The organism is Kribbella sp. WER1 (assembly GCF_054189145.1).
Genome location: NZ_CM135186.1, coordinates 1,915,407 through 1,930,505 on the forward strand (window position 1 = coordinate 1,915,407; position 15,099 = coordinate 1,930,505).

The following is a 15,099-nucleotide window of genomic DNA, read 5'->3' on the forward strand; positions in this document are numbered from 1 at the left end:
CGGCGGGCGAAAGGGGCACCGGGATTCCTGTCTGGACAACATTAATGTGACATTTTGCCGCTGCCGGGCCCAGTCGCCGGAACTTTCCGTACATTCGGCGGGCGACACGGACGCTGGGGGTGGCGATGTTCTTACGACGGGCGCTGCGGTACCGCTGGGCACAGGCCCTGGTACTGACCGGCGTCAGCCTGCTGATCGGTACCTGCGCGGTGTTCGGGCCGTGGTTCGCGCGCGCCGTCGAGCAGACCGTGATGACCGAGACGCTGTCCGGGCAGCGGCTGCCGGCGTCCTGGCTGATCGCCTCCCGCACCGCGATCGCCACGCCCGGTTGGAAGACCGGTACGAACAGTGACGTCCAGGTCACGCCGGAACAGCTCGACAAGCTCCTGCCCGCCGACCTCCGGTCGCACTTCACGCCGCCCGTCCACGGGTACTACGCCGACATCTCGTGGCGCGCGAAGCCCGCGGACGACCCGGTCACCGTACGACTGCGCTGGCGGGACGGGTACTGCGCTCAGCTCGCCGTCGTCGAGGGGTCCTGTCCGAAGGCCGCGAACGAGGTGATCGCGTCCGTCGCGGACAAGTCGCTCTGGGACCTCACCGTCGGTCAGAGCCTGGCCGCGGCGACCGGTGGCGACAGCGCGGCCCAGCCGGTGAAGGTGGTCGGGTTCTACCGCCCGAACGAGCCCCGCGGCGACTACTGGTTCGGCGACTACCCGACCGGGCACTCGCGCAAGCCGGCCGCCGAGGAACCCGGCTGGTCGAACGAGCTGTTCACCGAACGTACGACGCTGACCGGCAACGGCAACTTCGCGACGAAGGCCACGTCGGACCTCCGGCCGCTCCCGGGCGTGAACCGGCTCGGCGATCTCGACCGGCTGCAGGACGCGACCCGGACCGTCAACGGGAACGCCCAGGAGCAGCTCGGCGGCCTGGCCGAGGTCACGTCGTCGCTCGCCTCGCTGGTCGACCAGATCCAGGCGGAGCGGAAGCAGGCGACCACGATCATCCCGTTGGTGATGGTGCAGGTCGCGCTGTTCGCAGTCGTCGTACTGGCGCTGGCGTTGGCGGCCGTGGTCGACCAGCGGCGGCCGGAGATCGCGTTGTCGCGGTTGCGCGGGTCGTCGGCCCGCCGTACGCATCGGGCGCTGGCGGTCGAGCTCGGGTTGCCTGTGCTGGTCGGGACGCTTCTCGGTGGTGTGGTGGGCTTCGGCATCCTGGCGGTTGTCCGGCATACGTGGCTGCGGGGCGGGGCGCCGGTCGAGGTGCCGTGGACGGTGGCGGCCGCGCTCGGGGCGGCTGTTGTCGTGGCGCTCGCGGTGGTGGTGCTGCAGGTGCGCGGCGTCGTACGGCGTCCTATCTCCACTCTCCTGCGGCGGGTCGCGCGGCGGCATGGGCGGGCGATCGGGGTCGCCGATCTGTGCATCATCGTGTTCGCCGTGGCCGGTCTGGTGGCGGCGCTCACCGGGGACGGGCGGGGGCCGTTGCCGGTACTGACGCCAGCGTTGCTGGGGCTCGCGGCGGGGTTGGCGTTCGCGCATCTGTTGCTGCCGACGGCCGGGCTGATCAGCCGTGGTGCGCTCCGTCGTGGGCGGCTGGGGCTGGCGCTCGGGGCGTTGCAGGTCTCGCGGCGGCCGGCGGTGACGCGGATTGTGGCCGCGGTCGCGGTGGCCGCCGCGTTGCTCACGTTCGCCGGGCAGGCCGCGTCGGTCGGCTCGCGCAACCGCGACGCCCGCTCCGGGTACGAGACCGGCGCCGAGGGCGTCCTGCGGATGAACTCGCTGTACTTCGCCGACTTCCTCGGGGCCGTCGACAAGATCGACCCGGACCGGCACTGGCTGACGCCGGTGGTGCTGGCCCGGCCGGCCTCCCCCGACGCGCTGCAGACCGAGATGATCGAACCGGACAGCTTCCGGCGGATCGCGTTCCAGGGCCAACAGCTCACCGACGCCGACGGGTGGCGGATGTTGAAGGCGCCGGACGCCGCGCCGATCCAGCTCCGCGGCAGCCAGCTGACCGCGACGGTGTCGACCGGGCCGATCACGGCGCGGTCCGCGAAGACCGCGTCGGGTACCGAGATCGGCAGCGGCCGGCCGAAGTCCGTCGTACTGCGGGCGAACGTGGTCAGTCATCGCGACGGCGCGCGGTACCTGGTGTCGTTCCCGCCGCTGGCGCTTCCCGCGACCAAGCCGGTCGTACTGCAGGCACCGATCGAGTGCACGGCCGGTTGCGACCTGCTCCGGCTCGGCGTCGGCCGGGAGGCAACCGACCAGGTCGGCCTCGAAGGCGACCTGACGATCAGCAGATTGTCGACAACTGACAATCCGACCATCGCGCTCGGCACGCCGCAGGACTGGTCGACGCTCAGCGCGGTCGAGAACGACCAGGGGGCGGCCACGGCGAAGCCCGGCGGATTGTTGACAATCGGAATGAAGAGCTTCGGCAACGACCAGTTCATGCAGTACCGGACGGTGCCGGCCGAGGTGCCCGCGCTGGTCACGCCGGAGTACCGCTTCGACAGCTCGACCACCAGCCCCGGGGTCGACAGCTCGCCGATGGCGCTGGACCGGATCGATCGGCTCCACGGACCGGTCAACCGGTACGGGACGCGGACCGCGGTCGTCGACCTGGAGACGGTGCGCCGGCTCGGCGGGGCCGTCGACGAGGGCTCGACCGACTTCGAGGTCTGGCTGAACAAGGCCGGGATGGCGAACGTCGACACGATCGTCGAGCAGCTCACCAAGGCTGGGCTGAGCGCCGAGCTGATCGACCGCCGCGACGACCGGATCGCGGCGTACGAGCGGTCCGCGAGCGCGCTCGCGCTGCAGCTCACGCCGGTCGTGGGCAGCGCGGCGTGGGTGCTCGCGATCGTCGTCCTATTGTTGACAATCGTCACGTCATGGCGTTCGCGGGCGCAGGACTACGCGAGCCTTCAGCTGACCGGAGTACCCGCGAGTGCGACCGGGCGCGCGGCGCGGTGGGAACAGACCGGGCCGGTTGCGCTCGCCGTACTGCTCGGGACTGTGTGCGGGTTGATCGGGGCACGGGTTGCGTTGCCGTTGATCCCGTTGTTCGCGAACGGCGACAGTCCGGTGCCGCTCGATCTGCGGATCAACTGGCCGGTCGCGATCGCGCTCTGGGCGGGCGGTACGGCGATCCTTGCCGCGGTGACGTTGATGCTCGGTAGCGGCGTGAACAGACGCTCCAGCTACAGCAGGATTCGGGAGGAGCTGACATGAGCGGGCTCGCCATCAGTACTACCGGGCTCGTGCATATCTACCGGGCGCATGGGCATGACGTCGCGGCGCTGTCCGGGATCGGGATGAGCGTTCGGCCAGGTGAACTCGTCGGATTGCTCGGGCCGTCCGGGGCCGGGAAGTCGACGTTGCTGCAGCTGTGTGGTGGGCTGCTGACGCCGAGCGCGGGGCGCTTGCAGATCGGTGAGCACAACGTCGCCGCGATGACCGAGGCCGAGCTGGACCGGATGCGCTCGGGTGACGTCGGCATCGTGCTGCAGGGTGCGGGGCGGAACCTGATCCCGTACCTGACGCCCGCGGAGAACATCCGCTACGCGCAGCAGGCCGCGCCGTCGGGGCGCGACCTGCCTGCACCGCAGGAGGTTCTCGAACTCGTTGGTCTTGGCAACTATGCGGCGGCGGAGCTGTCGCGGTTGACGCCCGGACAGGTGCAGCTGTGTGCGGTTGCGGTCGGCATCGCGACGATGCCCGGTTTGCTCCTTGCCGACGAACCGACCAGTCAGCTCGACCACCGCGCCCGCGACGAGGTGCTCACCGCGTTGCGTACGGTCAACCGCGAGACCGGGATGACGGTCCTGCTCGTCACCCACGACCCCGAGGTCGCCGCCACCCTCCCCCGCACGATCACCATCCGCGACGGCCGAATCGCCTCCGAGGGGCGATCGGGCGAGGAGTACGCCGTGGTCGCGGTGGACGGCTCGCTACCGCTCCCACCCCACGTCGCCGAACTACTCCCAGCCGGGACCCTGGTCCAAGTCACCACCGAAGGCGGCGCCATCCGCCTGACGCCGGTCACCCAGGAGGACGAGGCGGCGGAGGAGCCGGGAAGCAGGGGGAACGGATGATTGAGGTTGGTCAGGTGACGGTGCGGTACGGGGACGTGACGGCGGTGTCCGACGTGTCGTTCACCGTGCCGCCCGGGTTCGTGCTGGCGGTCAGTGGGCCCTCGGGGGCCGGGAAGACTTCGTTGCTGTGGGCAATTGCCGGAGCGGTGCCGGTGGCCAAGGGGCAGGTGGAGGTGGATGGGCGGGTGATCGCGGATCGTCCGGGGGCCGCGAAGCACGGTGTGGTGTTGATTCCGCAGGGGAACGGGCTCGCGCGGGTGTTGACCGCGCGCGAGAACTTGTCGGTGCCGTTGCTTGCCGGGAGCAAGCCGGGCGCGGAGGTCGACCGGCGGATCCAGCAGGCACTGGAAGGAGTCGGGCTGGCGGACAGTGGTGATCACCTGGTCGAGGAGCTGTCCGGTGGTGAGCAGCAACGCGTCGCCGTCGCGCGTGGGATCGCTCAGCGCGGCCGGGTGATTCTCGCCGACGAGTCGACCAGTGAGCTCGACAGCAGCAACCGCGAGCGTGTCCTCGAACTGCTGCACGCGGAAGCTCGCCGGGGTGCGGCGGTCGTGATCGCCACCCACGATCCGAATGTCGCCGACAGCGCCGACGGTCACGCCGTGATGGACGAGGGCCGGCTCAGCTGGCTACGGCACCTCTGAGTGGTACGGCGACCAGCGCGGGGTCCAGCTGGATCCGTGTGATGCCCAAGGGTTCGAGCAGGTCCCGGAGCGCGGGCTCCGAGAGGCGCATCCATTCGGCCGCACCGCAGGCCGCGCGGAGGTCCGCGGAGGTGGTGAAGGCGATGCCGACCCGGCGGCCGTCCGGTGAGCGGCCGGTTTGTACTACCGCGACTCCGTCCGCACAGCGCACCGGCACGAACCAGTCAACACAATGTCGAATGTCCACGATTCGACGCTAAATCCACGCAGAGCCGGGAAAGCACCTTTCTTGCAGGGTTCGCACAGCTCTCTCACACGCAACCGGCGGCTACCGCAGATGAGCCGGCGTGGTGGGCGGGCCGGACCGGAAGACCTTGGCCAGCAGGGTAGGCAGACCACGCGGGGCGAAGCGGACGTCGTCGGCAGCCAGCTCCCCCGGAGTCCACCAGCGGAAGCCGTGGACGTTTTCGGCTTGGAGTTCCAACGGGCTCAGCGCGCCGGACGGCTCGAAGTGCGGGGTGCGGATCAGGAAGTAGTCGTTGAGGACGCCGTCGTACCCGGTGGCGTGGCCCTCGGCAACGTGTTCCTCGTGCCACAGGTGCGGCGGATCGGCGAAGTCCGCGAGGCCGACCTCCTCGACGAGCTCGCGGCGGAGGCCTTCCAGGACGGTCTCGCCGGGCTCCAGACCGCCGCCCGGGGTCGCCCAGACGGGACCGTCGGCGAATTCGAAGCGGACCAGCAGCACCCGGTCGTCCTCGTCCACGATCACGCCGCGGGCGGCCGGGCGGAGGCGCGGGAGTTCGAGTTCCAGTTCGCGGTGCTGCTCGACGGCGCGGAAGCCGAAGCGGGCGTTGACCTTCCGCATCGGGGCGTTCGTGAGCGCGGTCCACGTGTGCAGGTACCGCTGCGTCGTCCGGTGCTTCGCCAGCTGCGAGAGGTTCGCGAGCTTCAGGTGCGTGCCGAGGTTGTGCCCGCGATGCTCCCGCAGCACGAGCGTGTCGTCCTGCTGCGCGTTCTCCAGATCGCCACGTGACAGGTAGATCAGCGTGTATCCGGCCGGCTGACCGTCGAGGGTGTGGGCCATTGTCACGAGCGCGAGGTGGGTCCGGTCGACGCGGGCCTCGCTGGCTTGCAGCTTCTCGACCGTCCACGGCACGACTTCGCGGGTCATGCCGCCGGTCGGCACGTCCAGATCCATCGCGGTGTGCAGATCGGCGTACGCCTGCTGATGCTCGGGCGGGCACACCCCTGCCCACGAGGTGAGCCGGTAGCCGTCCAGCCGCCCGGCCTCGGAGCGCAGCTCTTCGAGCCGCAGCTCGTCGTAGGGCAAGGGCACGACGAGGTGGTCCTCGACGTGTTCGACCGTGAACCCGAGCCGCTCCGCGAACTCGGCGCCCGGTGCCGGGTCGGCGGGTACGGCGATCTCGGTCTGCACGATGGTCCGGCCGAGCTGAGCAGACCGGGTCACCGCCCAGTGCCAGAGCGCCGACCCGATCCGCCGTCGGCGGTGCTCGGGCGGTACGTCGATCTCGACCTCGACGGCGTCCAGGTTGTCGGTCAGGCGGTACTCGAACAGCAGTGCGCCGAGCACCCGGTCGTCCTCGAAGGCGCCGACCGCGATCCGCCGCTTCAGCGGGCTCGGATTGCGCAACGAGAAGCCGAAGGCCTCGCGGGCACCGACCAAGGGTGCCTCGCGGCCGGCGACGGCGCCGGCGTGGAAGGCGTCGTACCACTCGTCGAACAGGGCCAGGTCGGCCGGGTCGATCTCGCGTATCACGATCACCCGGCCGACCCAATCAAACAATCAGGTCAGAACGCCAGTTCTTTAGACCGCCGTGATCTTGCCCTGGTACATGTACATGATCACGAAGTTGTCCGCGTACGGCGCGTTCTTCAGGATCGGGTCGTCGTCGGCCGGGAACTTCGCCACCCGCTTGCCCTCGAGCGCCGGGTTGTTCCCGTAGCGCTCCCAGAGCGGGATGATCGGCAGCAGCTCGTTGAACGCGACCGCGGCGGCGGTGACGTTCTTCTTCTGCTCGTCGAGGTTCAGGCCCTGCGCGGACTTGTCCACGACGGCCTGGAGGTCGATCGGACCGGCCGAGGTGGTCTGCTTGAGCGGGAAGTTCATGCCCTTGCCGCCGGAGTTCGCCGCGATCACGTAGTTGAACGTGTAGAGGTCCTGGACGAACGAGAAGTACGGGTGCGGGTGGTTCGACGCGCCCCAGCTCTGGATCGCGAAGTCGAACTTGCCGGCCAGTACGTCGGGGTTCAGCTGGGTGAAGGTGATGCCCCGCTTGGTGATGTTGAAGCCGAACTTGTTCAGCTGGTCGGCCGCGTTGGTGGCGGCCGGGTTCCAGTCGGCGAACTCGGTCGGGAACTTGATGTCGTAGGCGGCAGGCTTGCCGTTCGGCAGCATCCACTTGCCGCCGGACTTCTTCCAGCCCGCGGCCTGCAGCAGCGACGTGGCCTTGGCCTCGTCCTTCTCGTAGGCCTGCAGCTTCTTCTGGTCGGCGTCGGAGATCCAGTCCGGTACGGCGATGTCGGAGAAGCCGGCCATGAACTTGCACGGCTTGCCGGAGTCGCCGAGGGCGACCGTACCGTTCTCGGACCGGTCCAGGACATACGCGATCGCCTGCCGGACGCGCGGGTCTGCGAGCTCGGGATGCGTGGTGTAGTTGAAGACCAGCGCCGGGCCGGAGTACACCGGCGGCCGGAGGATCCGGAAACCGCTGCCGAGCAGGGTCTTCTCCGTGGCCACCGCGAAGCCGTGGGTGGCGTAGTCGACATCCTTGTTGAGGACGACGGGGGTGACGTCGGAGGTCTCGCCGTTGTACAGCACGACCTTGTCGAAGCCGATCTTGTCGGCGAACAGGCCCTTGGGGTTCTTGACCAACGTCATCTGCGAGTTGGTCATGCTCTTCACGTCGAAGTTGAACGGGCCGGACACGACCGGGTTCTCCGGACGGAACTTCTGGAAGTCGCCGTTCAGCTGCTTGCCCTCGGCGCTGTCCAGGCTGGTCTTGGCCTTCCGCATGGTCTCGGCCTTGGTCGCCCACTCGCCGTACACCGAGTCCGGCAGGATGCCCGCGCGGAGGATGTAGCGCTCGAGCACGGTGGACGGCGTACCGATCGTGAACAGCACCGTGGTGTCGTCCTTGGCGCTGACGTCGGACAGGAACGTCCAGTCCTGCTGGCGCAGCAGCCAGCGCAGGTTGAACGTCGACACGACGTCCTTGGAGGTGACCGGCTTGCCGTCGCTCCAGGTCAGCCCGGAGCGCAGCTTCAGCGTGTAGGTCTTGGTCGCCTCGTCCAGCGTGCCGGACTCGGCCATCATCCATTCCCACTTCTTGTCGGCCCAGTAGTACAGGCCGGCGCTCGGGTAGACGAGGTCGAAGTACGGGCTGGTGCTGGCCTGGATGCCGTCGGTGACGCCGGCGGCCAGGTTGAAGTGCCCCTTGGGCGGCAGCTGGTACGGGTACGCGCCGTGGAACTCCTTGCTGCCGCCGCCGTTGCCGCCGCCGCTGGCGTTCGGCTTGCTCGGCGAGCAGGCCTCCAGCGACCCGATGCCGGCCACGCCGACACCGGCGATGCCGAACAACTGGAGCACGTGCCGGCGGGAGACCGCGTTCGTCCGGGCGCGGGCGCCCGTCTCGTCGGTGCCGGGATCGTTAGTGCCGGTGGGACTCATCCTTCGTCCTTTCTGGACTGACCACACGCCCATGTGGGTCAGGTACTACTCATCGGTGGGGACTAACTACCGCCCTCGCGTTTCTCCCGCCGCCGGGTGATGACCACACCGACGACGACCACCAGGCCCAGTAGCAGGCCCAAACACAAGGTGAACAGGGTGACGACGAACTCCGGTGTGCCCGGCGTCAGGGTGAGCAGCAGGACTCCGCTGGCCAGCACGAGAAAGGCTGCCCAGCCGAGCGCCGCCCGGCCGATCTGGGGAGTCATCAGCTCCCCGGTTGCTCGGGTACGCCGTCCCGCGCGACCACGTGGCACGCGGCCGACTGCCCGGAACGGATCTCGATCAGCTCGGGGATCTTCGCGTCGCACAGCCCGTCCTCGAACTGCGGGCAGCGCGGGTGGAACGAGCACCCGGACGGGAGGTTCGCCAGGCTCGGGATCTCCAGGCTGCGCAGCGACTCGCGGCCCTTGGTCTTGGTCAGGTCGGGGTCCGGCTCGGGGATCGCGTCGATCAGCGCCCGGGTGTACGGGTGCGTCGGCGCGTTGATGATCTTCGGCGTCGGCCCGAACTCGACGATCCGGCCGAGGTACATGACGGCGGTCTTGCCGCGCCAGCCGAAGTACTTCGCGATCGCGAGGTCGTGGGTGATGAACAGGAAGCCGACGCCGAGGTCGTCGCGCAGCCGGCCGAGCATCGCGAGCACGCTGATCCGGATCGACACGTCCAGCATCGAGGTGGACTCGTCGGCGATGATCAGCTTCGGGTCCAGGGTCAGCGCCCGGGCGACCGCGACCCGCTGCCGCTGCCCGCCGGACAGCTGGTGCGGGAACTTCGGCAGGTAGTTCTCGGCCGGGGTCAGGTCGACCTGGGTGAGGAGTTCGGCCGCCTTCTCGGCGGCTTCCTTCTTGTTCTTCACGACGCCGTGCTTGAGCAGCGGCGCGGTGAGGGTCTGCTGGATCGTCCGGGTCGGGTTCAGCGACGCGTACGGGTCCTGGTGCACGTACTGCACGCTGCGCCGGAAGTTGGTGAAGTCGCCGCGCTTCAGCGACCAGATGTCGTCGCCCTCGAACGCGACCTGCCCGCTGCTCGGCCGGGCCAGACCGGCCGCCATCCGGGCCGCCGTGGTCTTGCCCGAACCGGACTCGCCGACCAGGCAGAGCACCTCGCCGGGGTTGATCGACAGGTCGATGTCGTCGACCGCCTTGATCGGGCCGGCCTTGGTGTCGAACACCTGGCTGACCCCGCCGAGCGTGATCAGCGGCGCCGCGGCGCTCTTCTGTGGCGCGGGGGACTTCTCGACTGCGCTCATGATGCCGTCCCCAGGTTCTCGCTCGGCACCTCACGCTCGAGGTGCACGTCCTTGAAGTGGATACAGGCCGCCTCGTGCGCGTCGCCCGGTTCGTCGGTGATCGGCATCAGCTCCGGGTCCGCCTCGTTGCACTCCTCGGTCGCGTACTTGCACCGGGGCGCGAACGTACAGCCCGCGGGCAGTGCCGCCAGGCTCGGCGGGCCGCCCGGGATCGACTCCATGTCGGGCAGGTCGCCGACGATCGGCGGTACCGCCTTGATCAGGCCGAGCGTGTACGGGTGCCGCGGGCGGTAGAACATGTCCCGCACGCCGCCGGTTTCGATGATGCGTCCGGCGTACATGGTGGCGACCCGGTCCGCGAGCTCGGCGGCCAGCGACAGGTCGTGCGAGATGAAGATCATCGAGAACCCGAGCCGGTCCCGGACCTCGTGCAGTACGTCGACGACCGACCGCTGGGTGAGGATGTCGAGCGCGGTGGTCGGCTCGTCGAGGATCAGCACCTCGGGTTCGAGCAGCAGGCTCATCGCGATCAGGACGCGCTGCCGCATACCGCCGGACAGCTCATGCGGGTAGCTGTCCATCACCCGCGACGGCTCCAGCCGGACCAGCCGGAGCAGCTCGGCGGCGCGGTCCTCGATCTCCTGCTTGGACGCCTTGGTGTGCGCGCGCATCGTGTCGTGCATGTGCGCGCGGATCTTCAGCACCGGGTTGAACGCGTTCATCGCGCCCTGGAACACCATCGCGGCGTCCCGCCAGCGGAACTCCCGCAGGTCCTTGCCGTCCAGCCCGAGGACGTCGATCTCGGTGCCGTCGCCGCGGTTGAACGTGACCTTGCCGCTGGCGTGCCCGAGCCGCGGCAGCAGCCGCAGCAGGCCGAGGCCGAACGTCGTCTTGCCGCAGCCGCTCTCCCCCACCAGCGCCAGGCTCTCGCCCGGGTACAGGTCGAGGTCGACGCCGCGGACCGCCTGCACGGTCGCGCCGGCGCCGGTGCGGTACTCGACCTTGAAGTCGCGGACCGACAGCAGCGGCTTGCCCTCGCCGCCGCGCTTCGCACGGGTACTCGAAGTAGTCATCGTGATCACCGGTCCCGGAGCCGCGGGTTGAGGATCTCTTCGAGGGATCGCGTCATCATCACCAATCCGACCAGCAGCAGGACGATCGCGATGATCGGGCTGAGGATCCAGGCCAGGCTCGCGTCGTTGAAGATCGCGCCGGCAATCCAGGCGCGGTTGAGCATGATGCCCCAGTTGGAGCCGGTCAGCGGGGCGAGACCGAGCAGGTACAGGCCGACCAGCTGGTAGATCGCGTTGGTGACGCCGATCATGAAGTTCATCAGGATGAAGCTGGCCATGTTCGGCAGGATCTCGACGAACACCACCCGGGCGGTGCCGAGGTCGAGCAGCCGGGCCGCCTCGACGAACTCGCGTTCCTTCAGCGAGAACACCTGGGCCCGGACCGCGCGGGTCAGTACCGGCCAGGACAGCCCGCCGACGAGCAGCGCGAGCAGCAGCGGCGAGTCCAGCTTGAAGAACGCGCCGAGGACCGCGAGCAGCACGATCTGCGGGACGGTCAGGAAGACGTCGGCGAGCGTGACGACGACGGAGTCGACCCAGCCGCCGAGGTACGCCGCCAGCGAGCCGAGCACGATCGCCAGCGCGGTCGAGATCGCGGCGGCGAAGAAGCCGACGAAGATCACCGTCCGGCCGCCGCCGATCATCTGGATCAGGACGTCCTTGCCCTCGTTGTCGGTGCCGAGCAGGTGCCCGGGCGAACCGGCCGGGAGCATGATCTCCTTGACGTTCGGCGACACGTCCGGGAGGAAGAACGGCACGATTGCGGTGATCAGCACCATCAGCGCCACGATCACGAACCCGATGAACCCGGCCGGGCTGCGGCGCAGCGACTTCAGGATGCCGGCGAACCGGGAGACACCCGGCGTACCGATCGCGGCGACGGGAATGGAAGCCTCGGTCATCTCGTCACCCCTTGCCCTTGCCCTGGACCCGGATCCGCGGATCCAGCTGGCTGTACAGCAGGTCGGCCAGCAGGTTGGCGACCACGACCGAGATCGTCACGACCAGGAAGATGCCCTGCAGTACGGCGTAGTCGCGGCCGTTGACCGCGTTGTACAGGCTGAACCCGATGCCCTGGTAGCCGAAGATCCGCTCGACGAAGATCGAGCCGCCGACGACGAACCCGAGCGACACCGCGAGCTGGCTGAACAGCGGCAGTACGGCGTTCCGCCCGACGTACCCGGAGCGGATCCGGGAGTCCGACAGGCCGCGCGCCCGGGCCACCGTCACGTAGTCCTCGCCGAGGGTCTCCACGGTCGACGACTTCATCACCAGCGCCCAGGAGCCGACCGTGGTCAGCGCGTAGGCCAGGATCGGCAGCATCGCGTGGTAGAAGATGTCGTTCAGGAAGCTGAAGCTGAACGAGGGCGTGACGCCCGGCGTGTACGAGCCGCGGGCCTGGGTCAGGTCGAAGACCTGCAGCTTCACGCCGAGGAAGACCACGATCAGGATCGCCAGGATGTAGTTCGGGATCGCGTGCAGCACCGAGCCGATCGAGGTCAGCAGGTGGTCGATCCAGGTCTCGCGGCGGTACGCCATGATCATCCCGGCCACGATGCCGATGATGAACGCGAACACCGTCGCGACCCCGACCGAGAACAGCGTCCACGGCAGGTAGGTCTTGATCACCGAGGCGACCGTGGTGCCCGGTGACAGCAGCGAGTTGCCGAAGTCGCCGTGCAGCATGTTGACCATGTAATGGAAGTACTGCGTGATCAACGGCTCGTTCGGGTCCAGCGAGAACAGGTTCTTCGCCTGCGCGGCCGCCGCCTCGTACGAGACACCGGTCTGCGCGATCTGCGTCTGGATATAGGTGTCGACCGGGTTACCGGGTAACAATCGGACCAGGAAGAACGTCCCGGTCGTGACGATGAAGACCGTCAGGATCGCCTTGAACAGTCTCCGCACCAGCCAGGCGTTGACGAACCGCCGTACGGCCGAAGGTCTCGGTTCGTCGGCGGGACCTTCGATCAGTTCCGCCGCGGACGTATCGACCGCACCACTCACTGCTCACCTCCACGCGACTACCAGGGAAAGTCGGTGGCGCAGACCCTTCTCAGCTAAGACTTAGTAACACTGTCTTGCAAGGATCTGCGCATAGTGACGCTAGTGTGCGCAGCTCTGGTCCCCGAGTCAACGACTTGAGGCAACAGTGAGACAACGTTGCGATCCGTGACGAAACGGTACCGGGGAGTACAGGAAGTGCCCGCCTCCGACACGGAGGCGGGCACTCAGGCTGTAAGTCAGGTCGTAAGTCAGGCCGTAAGTCAGGCGGCGAGTACGGTCAGCGGGTGGCGCGGTTGACCGCCGAGACGACGGCCTTCAGCGACGCGGTGAGAATGTTGGCGTCCCGGCCAACACCCCAGAACACCTCGTCGCCGACCTCGCACTCGACGTACGCCGCGGCCAGCGCGTCCCCGCCGGCCGAGAGCGCGTGCTCGTGGTAGTCCAATACCCGGACGTCGTACTTCAGCGGCTGCAGCGCATCCACGAAGGCCGACACCGGACCGTTGCCCTCACCAACCAACTCGTGGGGGACCCCATTGGCATAGACCTGAACCCGGAGCTGGTCGCCGTGGCCCTCGCCGGAGGTCGAGTTCACACTCAGCAGCGACAGCTTCCCGGGCGCCAGGTACTCGGCCGCGAAGATGTCCCACATCTCCTGCGGGCCGACCTCGCCGCCCTCGCTGTCGGTGTGCTGCTGGATCACCCGGCTGAACTCGATCTGCAGCCGGCGCGGCAGGTCGAGCCGGTGCTCCGACTTCATGATGTACGCGACGCCGCCCTTGCCGGACTGCGAATTGACCCGGATCACGGCCTCGTAGGAGCGGCCCACGTCCTTCGGGTCGATCGGCAGGTACGGCGCCTCCCAGGTGATGTCGCCGACCGGCTTGCCCTCGGCCGCGGCCTGCTTGTCGAGCGCCTCCAGGCCCTTCTTGATCGCGTCCTGGTGGGACCCGGAGAACGCGGTGTAGACCAGGTCACCGGCGTACGGCTGGCGCTCCGGGACCCGCATCTGCGTGCAGTACTCGACCGTCCGGCGGATCTCGTCGATGTCGGAGAAGTCGATCTGCGGGTCGATGCCCTGGCTGAACAGGTTCATCCCCAGCGTCACCAGGTCGACGTTGCCGGTCCGCTCGCCGTGCCCGAACAGACAGCCCTCGACCCGGTCCGCGCCGGCCATCAGCGCCAGCTCGGTCGCGGCCACCGCCGTACCGCGGTCGTTGTGCGGGTGCAGGCTGATCGCGCTGTGCTCGCGCCGGGTCAGATTCCGGCCGAACCACTCGATCTGGTCGGCGTACACGTTCGGGGTGCACATCTCGACGGTGGCCGGCAGGTTCAGGATGATCTCGCGGCCCTCGGCGGGCTGCCAGACGTCGCTGACCGCCTCGCACACCTCGAGCGCGAACTCCAGCTCGGTGCCGGTGAAGATCTCCGGGCTGTACTGGTACCCGAACTCGCAGTCGCCCAGGATCTCGTCGGCGTACTTCATCACCGTCTCGGTGCCCCGGACGGCGATCGTGCGGCACTCGGCCTTGTCGACGTTGAACACCACCCGGCGGAACAGCGGGGCGGTCGCGTTGTACAGGTGGATGGTCGCCTTCGGGGAGCCCTGCAGCGACTGGACAGTGCGCTCGATCAGCTCCTCACGCGCCTGCGTCAGCACCGAGATCGTCACGTCGTCCGGGATCACGTCGTCCTCGATCAGGCTCCGGACGAAGTCGAAGTCGTACTGGCTGGCGCTCGGGAAACCGACCTCGATCTCCTTGTAGCCCATCGCCACCAGCAGGTCGAACATCCGCCGCTTGCGGGCCGGCGACATCGGCTCGACCAGCGCCTGGTTGCCGTCGCGGAGGTCGGTGGACAGCCAGCGCGGCGTCCGGTCGACGGCCTTCGACGGCCAGGTACGGTCCGGCAGCTCGATCGGCGGGAACGCGCGGTAGCGGTGGATCGGCATACCGGACGGCTGCTGCACAGGCTGGGGCTGGTTCTTCGGTGCCACGGGGTTCTCCTCGGAAGTACGGGTGTCGTGCAAGGACGACCGGCGTACGACAGAACTCCGCGGCGAGGAAACCGGCCTTGTCAGGCCTCGCCGCGGCAGCGAAGGAGGAGAAGCTGGTGCCGCATGATGCCTGCGAGTTTATGCACAACTCTCCCGGAACGTCGAACCGGGGGTCTCGAACGGCGAGACACGGAGAGTGACGGGCCGCTTGCTGAGGATGTGCTGAGCGATCCCGGGGAATCCGCCGGCTGCCCGGCCGGCGATGCGAGGATGGCCG

At 68.5% G+C, this 15,099-nt stretch carries 12 protein-coding genes; 3 read left to right on the top strand and 9 right to left on the bottom strand.

What is annotated here, in order from left to right:
- Window positions 1-125 precede the first annotated feature (125 nt).
- From ACXJJ3_RS09335 to ACXJJ3_RS09345, 3 genes are read left to right on the top strand one after another with little or no spacing between them, the layout of a single operon-like run.
- On the top strand, window positions 126-3,239 hold the full coding sequence (locus ACXJJ3_RS09335; RefSeq protein ID WP_458169566.1) for an FtsX-like permease family protein: 3,114 nt from the start codon (window positions 126-128) through the stop codon (window positions 3,237-3,239).
- Window positions 3,236-4,102, top strand: a complete 867-nt coding sequence (locus tag ACXJJ3_RS09340; RefSeq protein WP_458169567.1) for an ABC transporter ATP-binding protein — start codon at window positions 3,236-3,238, stop codon at window positions 4,100-4,102. The genes ACXJJ3_RS09335 and ACXJJ3_RS09340 overlap by 4 nt, the downstream gene beginning before the upstream one ends.
- Window positions 4,099-4,746 (top strand): ABC transporter ATP-binding protein, encoded by a 648-nt coding sequence (locus tag ACXJJ3_RS09345; protein WP_458169568.1) that lies wholly within the window; start codon window positions 4,099-4,101, stop codon window positions 4,744-4,746. The genes ACXJJ3_RS09340 and ACXJJ3_RS09345 overlap by 4 nt, the downstream gene beginning before the upstream one ends.
- Here ACXJJ3_RS09345 and ACXJJ3_RS09350 read toward each other — a convergent pair.
- The 9 genes from ACXJJ3_RS09350 to leuA form a co-directional block, all read right to left on the bottom strand.
- Entirely contained in the window at window positions 4,724-4,993 is a 270-nt protein-coding gene (locus ACXJJ3_RS09350) for an SAV_915 family protein (protein ID WP_458169569.1), read from the bottom strand. The genes ACXJJ3_RS09345 and ACXJJ3_RS09350 overlap by 23 nt on opposite strands.
- An 81-nt stretch (window positions 4,994-5,074) precedes the next feature.
- Entirely contained in the window at window positions 5,075-6,529 is a 1,455-nt protein-coding gene (locus tag ACXJJ3_RS09355; RefSeq protein ID WP_458169570.1) for a GNAT family N-acetyltransferase, read from the bottom strand.
- Between the two features lie 42 nt (window positions 6,530-6,571).
- The gene (locus ACXJJ3_RS09360; protein WP_458169571.1) at window positions 6,572-8,434 is read right to left on the bottom strand and encodes an ABC transporter substrate-binding protein; all 1,863 of its coding nucleotides are present in this window, start codon (window positions 8,432-8,434) and stop codon (window positions 6,572-6,574) included.
- Between the two features lie 62 nt (window positions 8,435-8,496).
- Window positions 8,497-8,703, bottom strand: coding sequence for a hypothetical protein (locus tag ACXJJ3_RS09365; RefSeq protein WP_427895520.1), 207 nt, complete (start codon window positions 8,701-8,703; stop codon window positions 8,497-8,499).
- A complete protein-coding gene (locus ACXJJ3_RS09370; protein WP_458169572.1) occupies window positions 8,703-9,746 on the bottom strand; it encodes an ABC transporter ATP-binding protein in 1,044 nt (347 codons plus the stop codon). The genes ACXJJ3_RS09365 and ACXJJ3_RS09370 overlap by 1 nt, the downstream gene beginning before the upstream one ends.
- Window positions 9,743-10,819 (bottom strand): ABC transporter ATP-binding protein, encoded by a 1,077-nt coding sequence (locus ACXJJ3_RS09375; protein ID WP_458169573.1) that lies wholly within the window; start codon window positions 10,817-10,819, stop codon window positions 9,743-9,745. The genes ACXJJ3_RS09370 and ACXJJ3_RS09375 overlap by 4 nt, the downstream gene beginning before the upstream one ends.
- A 5-nt stretch (window positions 10,820-10,824) precedes the next feature.
- Window positions 10,825-11,721, bottom strand: coding sequence for an ABC transporter permease (locus ACXJJ3_RS09380; RefSeq protein WP_458169574.1), 897 nt, complete (start codon window positions 11,719-11,721; stop codon window positions 10,825-10,827).
- Between the two features lie 4 nt (window positions 11,722-11,725).
- A complete protein-coding gene (locus tag ACXJJ3_RS09385) occupies window positions 11,726-12,826 on the bottom strand; it encodes an ABC transporter permease (protein WP_458169575.1) in 1,101 nt (366 codons plus the stop codon).
- Between the two features lie 277 nt (window positions 12,827-13,103).
- Window positions 13,104-14,777: a 2-isopropylmalate synthase gene (gene leuA, locus ACXJJ3_RS09390; RefSeq protein ID WP_458171871.1), complete on the bottom strand. Its 1,674-nt coding sequence runs from the start codon at window positions 14,775-14,777 to the stop codon at window positions 13,104-13,106.
- Window positions 14,778-15,099 lie beyond the last annotated feature (322 nt).